General features: G+C 62.4%; 5 protein-coding genes. 3 read left to right on the top strand and 2 right to left on the bottom strand.

The genetic code is table 11. The features are described 5' to 3' along the window. Nucleotides 1-488: 488 nt before the first annotated feature. Entirely contained in the window at nucleotides 489-791 is a 303-nt protein-coding gene (locus tag KBX19_RS06395) for a hypothetical protein (RefSeq protein ID WP_255997950.1), read from the bottom strand. A 308-nt stretch (nucleotides 792-1,099) separates the two neighbouring features. Here KBX19_RS06395 and KBX19_RS06390 point away from each other — a divergent pair, with 308 nt between their 5' ends. From KBX19_RS06390 to KBX19_RS06380, 3 genes are read left to right on the top strand one after another with little or no spacing between them, the layout of a single operon-like run. After that, complete coding sequence (locus tag KBX19_RS06390) at nucleotides 1,100-2,716, top strand: AbgT family transporter (RefSeq protein WP_255997956.1); 1,617 nt, start codon at nucleotides 1,100-1,102, stop codon at nucleotides 2,714-2,716. Nucleotides 2,717-2,729: 13 nt separating this feature from the next. Then, on the top strand, nucleotides 2,730-4,601 hold the full coding sequence (locus KBX19_RS06385; RefSeq protein ID WP_255997949.1) for a chorismate-binding protein: 1,872 nt from the start codon (nucleotides 2,730-2,732) through the stop codon (nucleotides 4,599-4,601). After that, nucleotides 4,598-5,326, top strand: a complete 729-nt coding sequence (locus tag KBX19_RS06380; RefSeq protein ID WP_255997948.1) for an aminotransferase class IV — start codon at nucleotides 4,598-4,600, stop codon at nucleotides 5,324-5,326. The genes KBX19_RS06385 and KBX19_RS06380 overlap by 4 nt, the downstream gene beginning before the upstream one ends. A 37-nt stretch (nucleotides 5,327-5,363) precedes the next feature. On the opposite strand, the gene KBX19_RS06375 is transcribed toward KBX19_RS06380, so the two are convergent. Next, complete coding sequence (locus tag KBX19_RS06375) at nucleotides 5,364-7,796, bottom strand: excinuclease ABC subunit UvrA (protein ID WP_255997947.1); 2,433 nt, start codon at nucleotides 7,794-7,796, stop codon at nucleotides 5,364-5,366. Nucleotides 7,797-7,821 lie beyond the last annotated feature (25 nt).

Raw genomic sequence — 7,821 nt, 5'->3', positions numbered from 1 at the left:
CACCGCCTGCACGAGTCATTGGGATACATCACCCCACAAGAGATGGAAGACGCCTACTATCAACAATCACACGCCCAGCCGTTGCGCGTTCAATAAGCGGAACGAAAACCAGGACGCTTCACTTTCCGCCCTGAGGCCCTTTTCTCGTTTCCGGCCTAGCCTAAACGGATCACGCCTAGGGGCACGTCCGGAAAGGTTGAAGCTACAAGACAACTACCCACTTAAAACTTTATTCCGATCGTAGTGCCCGCTATGGGGATCAAGCTGGAATGCAATCACTGTCCGTCATGGCGCCGTGCGTTTGGTATCCAAGAGGTGGCATCCCCCTAATAGCGCAACGAGTGAAGGATCCTTCGACGTTTGAAAAATGAACTGTAGCCTGCTTCACAGTCGCGTTTTTGCGCGCATATGGACCGCCGTGTAGGAACGTGACCCGGCGACTACGCGAACGAGGTATGGACGATCGAGCCGACCCCGATCAACAACAGCTATACGCGGGGCGCCGTCCTTCGGTGCTCCAACTCTTCCTCAGTGCAGAACCGCGGGACGAGACCGTCGCACACTAGCTCCCGCGGCGCGAACTGCGCGAGAACAAGGCTCGACAGCCCGAGCGGGAACATGAGCATCTTGATAACCGCGATGACCGCCTCCTTGTAGAGCGACTCGGCGGGCCCCAGTACGGCTGGCAAGGATGGCAACGGCTCTGCGGAAGCAACCGGCGTGTCCACGGCTGTGGCACCGAACGAGACCGTGGCTGCCACTGCGAGGGTAGCGATACGTTTGCGGAACATGCTTCTCCTTTTGAACGTCGACTGGATGGTTTCCCTTTCAAGATCGTTGTGCGTCGATGATTGATTACATGCTCAGTCCGGTGAATCCAAAGTTTCACGCAAGCGCGGTTGTGGAGTGTAGCCTGCTTCACAGTCGCGTTTTTGCGCGCGTACGGACCCCTGTTTAGGAACGTGACCCGGAAAGGCAGACCATGGCTGGTTCTACCTCAGTGAACGCGACCTCCCAGAAGCCGAAGGTGGCTGGGGACGAGTCGTCGAAAGCAAAAAGCAAAAAGGGCGATAAGAAGGTGTCCTCCGACGGTTCGTCGATGGGCGGCTTCCTCGGTTTCATTGAGACTGTCGGCAACAAGCTCCCCCACCCGTTCTGGCTGTTCGTCATCATTGCCGGCATCGTTGCTGTGTCCTCCTGGATCGGCTCAATGGTGGGCATGTCCGCTGTGGATCCGGCCTCCGGTGAGACTGTTTATGTCAAGAACCTCCTGACATCGGAGGGGCTGTCGATGATGGTCACCGACGCGGTGGAGAACTTCGTCTCCTTCCCGCCGCTGGGTGTGATCCTCGTGGTCATGCTCGGTGTCGCTGTCGCCGAACAGACGGGCATGCTTTCGGCTGCGATCCGGGCGATGGTTGCTCGCGTCAGCCCGAAGATGCTCACCTTCATGGTGGCGCTTGCCGGTGTGACTGGCTCTGTGGCCTCCGACGCGATCTACGTCATCATCATCCCGCTGGGCGCCATGGCCTTCCACGCGAAGAACCGATCCCCGGTCGTGGGTGCGATGGTGGCATTTGCGGCCTCGTCTGCGGGCTTCAACTCCTCGTTGATCCTGAACATCACGGACTTGCTGCTGGCCGGTATTTCCACCTCTGCGGCCAACCTGGTCGATGATGCGTATGAGGTCTCCCCGCTGGCGAACATCTTCTTCGTCATTCCGTCGGCGATTGTCCTGTCGCTCATCATCACCGCTGTCACCGAGCTGTACGTGGATAAGAAAGCTCGCGATCTGGTCGACCACGACGAGATCGATGAGAGCGAGCTCTCCTTCGACGACGCCAGCAAGGACCCGGACGAGCTCGCGGAAGAATCTGACAGTGCTGAAAACGAAGAGGCTGAGGACGACTCTGAGTCGTCCGGACCGGTCACGGATGAGGACCTGGAGCTTGCACCGCACGAGATCAAGGGGCTGATCTGGGCAGGCATCACCCTGGTTGTGTTCATGGTGATCTACTTCCTGTTGCTCTTCATTCCGGGCTCCCCGTTCGCGCGCCCGGACGAGGGCTTCATGGAGTCCCCGCTGATCCGCCAGGTGGCCGTGCCCATTACCTTGATCTTCTTCCTCACTGGTCTGGTCTACGGCCTTGTGGCTAAGACCATCACGCAGGCTTCCGATGTCCCGGATTTCATGGCGAAAGGCCTGAAGAGCATGCTGCCGATGATGGTGCTGTTCTTCGTCGTGGCCCAGTTCCTGGCGTGGTTCCAGTGGTCGAACTTGGGCGCGTGGACGGCGATTACCGGTTCGGAGCTCTTGCAGCGTTGGGATCTGCCGACGGTCGTGCTGTTCGCCTGCTTCGTCATCATGGTCGCGGTGATCAACCTGTTCATCACGTCCGGTTCCGCACAGTGGGCACTCATGGCGCCGATCGTGGTGCCGATGATGATGTACGTCGGCGTGTCCCCGGAGGTCACCCAGATGCTGTACCGCATGGGCGATTCCCCGACGAACATTCTCACCCCCATGTCGCCGTACTTCGCGCTCGCGCTGACGTACCTGCAGCAGTACTACAAGAAGGCCGGTGTGGGCACGCTGATCTCCCTGTCGCTGCCGTACTCATTGTCGATGATCATCGGCTGGTTCTTGTTCTTCCTGTTGTGGTACTTCGCCGGTATTCCGCTCGGCCCGGGTACGCCGATGACGTACGGCGGGTAAATCTCCGCCCGACATGATTCTGCTTGTAGACAACTACGACTCCTACACGTTCAACCTCGCCCATCTCATCGCGGAAGTCTCGGGCGAGGAGCCGGCGGTCGTCCCTGCGGCTGACGCATTGTCGCTTATCGACGATGTCTCCTCCGGCCGTTTCACCCACGTCATCATCTCTCCTGGACCGGGCACCCCAACCAACGACGATGACTTCGCGGCCTCCCGCGCAATCATCGAAGCCGCTTCGGAAACTCCCCTTCTCGGAGTCTGCTTGGGGCACCAAGGGCTTGCTCACCTCGCGGGCGCGACGGTCACCTGCGCGCCGGAACCCCGGCACGGGTTCGTGAGCACGATTAGCCACAGCGGCGAGGGAATCTTCGCTGGCGTCCCGCAGGACTTCAAGGCGGTGCGTTACCACTCCCTGCACATTGAAACCCCGATTCATGGTCAGGAGGAGAGCGAGTCTACGATCACGGTGCATGCCCGCAGCGAGGATGGCGTCATTCAAGCTCTCGAAGTGGTCGGCCGCCCGCACTGGGGTGTGCAGTTCCACCCTGAGTCGATCCTGACAGAGCACGGACGCACCATTATGGAGAATTTCCTTCGCCTCGGCAGCTGGACGCTCACCCACCGTGCAGTCGACATCGATCTCGATTGCCAGAGTGTCTTCGCTGCTCTTCGCGCCCGCGGGAACGACGCGTTTTGGCTCGATTCGGCGGATACCGACCGCGGACGGTATTCGATCCTGGGCGACACCGCCGGTCCTCTGAGCCGGTCGGTCTCCTACCGCCTCGGCGACGATCCCGACATCTTGGGCGTCCTTGAGCAAGAACTGGCCGCGGGTATCCAGTCCCCCGTCGACCTCCCGTTCACCGGCGGGTGGGTCGGTTACCTCGGGTACGAGTGCGCTCAGCTCACGCTGCCCAGCGCGGATCTCGGCCGACACACCTCCCCTGTCCCCGACGCCTATTTCATGCGGCCGCAGTCCTTCATCGTGTACGACCACTGGGAGCACACCGCGCACCTGTGCGGCCTCGGGGACGCAGAGGAACTCCTCGACCAGCTTGAAACACTGCTGGGCGGGGTGGATGAGGGGGACGAGGGAACGTCGATAAGCAACGGCTCCTGGCGCACTCCCGATTACCGTGAGCGCATCGGTGTAGCGCAAGACCGGTTGCACGCAGGCGAGAGTTACGAAGTGTGCCTGACCGATGCCTTCGAAGCGCGGGCCTCCGGTGAGCTCTATCCCGCTCTCCGCGCGCACAATCCAGCGCCGTACGCCGCACACCTCGTCTTCGACGGTGTGGAGGTCATGAGTGCATCCCCGGAGCGGTTCCTCACGGTCCGCGATCGTCGCGTGGAAGCGAAACCAATCAAGGGCACCATTGCGGCGGATCAAGATCCCGCGTTGCTTCACGACGACAAAACCCACGCCGAAAACCTCATGATCGTCGACCTCATGCGCAATGACTTAGCGCGCGTGTGCCGCCCCGGCTCTGTGCGTGTGCCCAGCCTCATGGCCGTCGAGCGTTACGCCACCGTGCAGCAGTTGGTCTCCACAATCACCGGTGAGCTCAACCCCGATGCGACTCTCATTGATTTGCTGCGGGCGACGTTCCCGCCGGGATCCATGACGGGCGCGCCGAAGGTCCGCACCTGCGAGATCATCGACCGGCTGGAAACTGGCCCGCGCGGGGTGTACTCCGGTGCGTTGGGCTATTTCGGGTTCGACGGGCAGGCGGACCTATCCGTGGTGATCCGCACCGCGGTGAGGGAAGGGGACCGCATGAGCGTCGGCGCAGGTGGGGCGATCGTGCTGGCCTCCGATCCGGATGCAGAGGTCGCAGAGAAACAGCTCAAAGCCGACGCGGTTCTGGGGGCTTTCACATGAAGTCCTACGAATGGATCAATGGTACCTTCGCTCCCTGCTCCCCTGCGTCCTCTCGTGTGGCTGGCCCGTTCGACCGCGCTGATTCGTGGCGTCACCGCGACGGCCGCGCGAACGGTCTCACGCATCACCTAGAGCGTTTCGGGGGCGTCCCGGACGGATTCGTCCAAGCGATGCTGCCGCTCATCTCAGCTGGCGACCTCTTTCCGCGGATCGCTCGCCGCGGCTCCCGGTTGTTTCTCGATGTGCGCCCCGCCCCCGCGCCACGCACGACGACGATGCTCACCTACGCGGCGACTGCACCCGACCCTCGAACGCAGCCATTGCTCAAAGGGCCGGATTTGGACGCCTTAGCGCAGTACCGGGACAGACACCAACTGCCCGGCACGGACGACACTGTGATCGTCGGTGCCGAAGGTGACATGCTCGAAACCACTACCGGTGCGCTGCTCGCCTGGGACGGCGACACTCTCGTGCTGCCGTCCGGCACCTGGCTGCCCAGTGTCACTTCAGCGCAGATCGTCGACCGCGCGCGAGCAATCGGACTGAGCGTGTCCAGCCGCCCCCTCTACCCTGACGACAATATGCCGCTATGGTTCGCTAACTCACTGCACGGCATCAGCCCCGTCACCGAGATTCGAGGCCAACACGCAATAACGCCACCAGCTCACCCGCGCGCCGCCGAATGGCAGGCGTGGTGGTGGGGCAACTTTGCAAAATCCGCCTGACGGCTCCTAGCCGGGTCTCAACCGTGGTGACTCCGAACTAAGCCGAACGGGAAGCCAACACCTTTCCCGTCGCGGTATCGAACTCGGCTAACTCAGCCGGGGTGCCCTCGGCAATCACGCGTCCGCCGTCGGCACCCGCGCCCGGGCCCATCTCGATGACCCGATCTGCCTGCGCAATGACCGACAGATCGTGCTCAACCACGATGACGGTTTGTCCCGCATCAACGAGCCCATTGAGTTCCCTGACCAACAGCTCCACATCCGCCGGGTGCAGGCCTGTCGTCGGCTCGTCGAGGAGGTACACGGTATGGCCGCGCCGGGAATTACGGGAGCGCTGCAGCTCGGTGGCGAGCTTAATGCGCTGCGCCTCACCACCAGAGAGTTCCGGTGCTCCCTGCCCTAAGCGGAGATACCCCAGTCCCACTGCCTGCAGGGTTTCAACGGCCCTCAAGATCGTCGGTTCGTCGGCGAATACCCCGGCAGCGTCATCCACGGTGAGTTCCAGGACATCCGCGATCGTGCGCCCCTGCCACGTCACCTCGAGAGTCTCATCGTTGTAGCGGGCACCCTCGCAATCCGGGCACGTGGTGTATGAGCCGGGGAGGAACACCAGCTCCACCTCGATCTTCCCGGCGCCGCCGCAGGTTGGGCACTGCCCCTGTTTGACGTTGTAGGAAAACCGCGAGACCGTCCAGCCCCGCTTTTTCGCTTCGTCGGTGGAGGCGAAGAGTTTGCGTACGCCGTCGAAAAGCCCGGTGTATGTGGCCAGTGTCGAGCGCGGCGTGCGGCCGATCGGTTTCTGCGTGATCTGCACGACGCGGCTGACTGCGTCGAAGCCGCTGCGCTTCTCCACGCTCCACTCCGCCGGCTCCTGCGATGCGTCTTCATCATCCTGATCCGTCACTGCAGCGGCAGCTTCACACAGCACTCCGGCAAGAACCGTGCTGACAAGGGTGGATTTTCCAGAACCAGACACGCCGGCCACGGCAGTGAACTGCCCGAGCCCGAAAACCACGGCGACCCCCTCGATCGACCGGGCGCGCACCCCTTCAATAGTGAGCGTTCCCGTGGCCTCACGCGGTGCGTCGTTCAGCCTGAGCGCGCGACTGTTCAATGCGTGAGCTGTCGGAGTGTCCGCGTTGTAGTCGCTCGTGGGGCCGGAGTAGACCACTTTGCCGCCCTGCTCACCGGCGAGCGGGCCGACGTCGACCAGCCAATCGGTCTGTGCAACGAGCTCCATGTCGTGCTCCACGAGCAGGACGGAATTGCCGGTGGCAATGAAACGGCGGCACATGTCCAATACTGCGTCGCGCTCCGCCGGGTGCAAACCCGCAGACGGCTCGTCAAGCACGTACGCCACGCCGAACAGCCCCGAGCGCAACTGCGCGGCGAGACGGATGCGCTGCAGTTCGCCGCCAGACAGCGTCGGCGCGGGGCGATCGAGACTCAGGTGAGCGAGCCCAAGATCGAGCGCGGACTGCAGCGCAGGCAGAATCTGCTTGAGCAGAAGATCCTCGGCGGAATTGTCTTCCGGGGTCTGCTCGGCCAGCACCTCGTGGACTCGGTCGAGGGGCAGGGCGCCGAGCTCGTCGATAGGCATGCCCGCGTAGGTGACTTTCAGCGCCTCCGGGTTAAGGCGACGCCCATGGCACGTCTCACAGGTGCGCGACTCCATGTAGGACAAGACGCGTTTGCGCAGTGTGTCTGACTGGGTTTCGGCGAGAGTGTTGGTCAAGTAGCTGGCCACCGAACGCCACGTGCCTTTGTAGTTGCGCTGGATCTGGTCCTCGCCGCGCAGTGGCTTCACCGTCACAACCGGGCGTTCCTCAGTGAAGAGGATCCAGTCCCGGTCCTCTTGCGGCAGGTCTTGCCACGGAGAATCGAGGTCGTAGCCAAGGGTCTGCAAGATGTCATGGAAGTTCTTCCCCGCCCATGCACCGGGCCACGCCTGGATCGCACCGTCCTCAATGGACAGCGTCGGGTCCGGCACCATGGACTGCTCCGTGGGCTCGTGGACGACACCTGTGCCCTGGCACGTCGGACACATGCCCTCAGGAGTGTTCGGGGAGAACGAATCGGAGTACAGGCCCTTCGGGTTATCGCCCGCACGCGAGTAGAGCAAGCGAATACTGTTCGACAGTGCAGAAACCGTGCCCACTGTGGACCGCGCACCGCCACCCGATGTGGACTGCTGGAGCGCGACCGTCGGCGGCAAGCCATTGATCTCACTGACCTGCGGGTCCACAGCTGAGCCGATGAGACGGCGTGCGAACGGCGCGACCGATTCAAGGTAGCGCCGTTGCCCCTCGCCGTGGATCGTGCCGAACGCGAGGGAGGATTTGCCCGAACCGGACACACCCGTCACCGCGACGAGCATGCCCCGCGGAATGTCCACATCGACATTCCGCAGATTGTGCAGGTGCGCGTCCCTGACTTCGATTCCGGCGGCTAGCTCAGCAGATTCAGACATACCCACCAGGGTAACTAGAGCTGGC

The sequence above is a fragment of the Corynebacterium sp. CCUG 71335 genome (assembly GCF_024454075.1).
In the GTDB taxonomy this organism is placed as follows: Bacteria; Actinomycetota; Actinomycetes; order Mycobacteriales; family Mycobacteriaceae; genus Corynebacterium; species Corynebacterium genitalium.
Note: the sequence above shows the minus strand (reverse complement) of the source record. Positions and strands in the feature narration are given on the sequence as shown.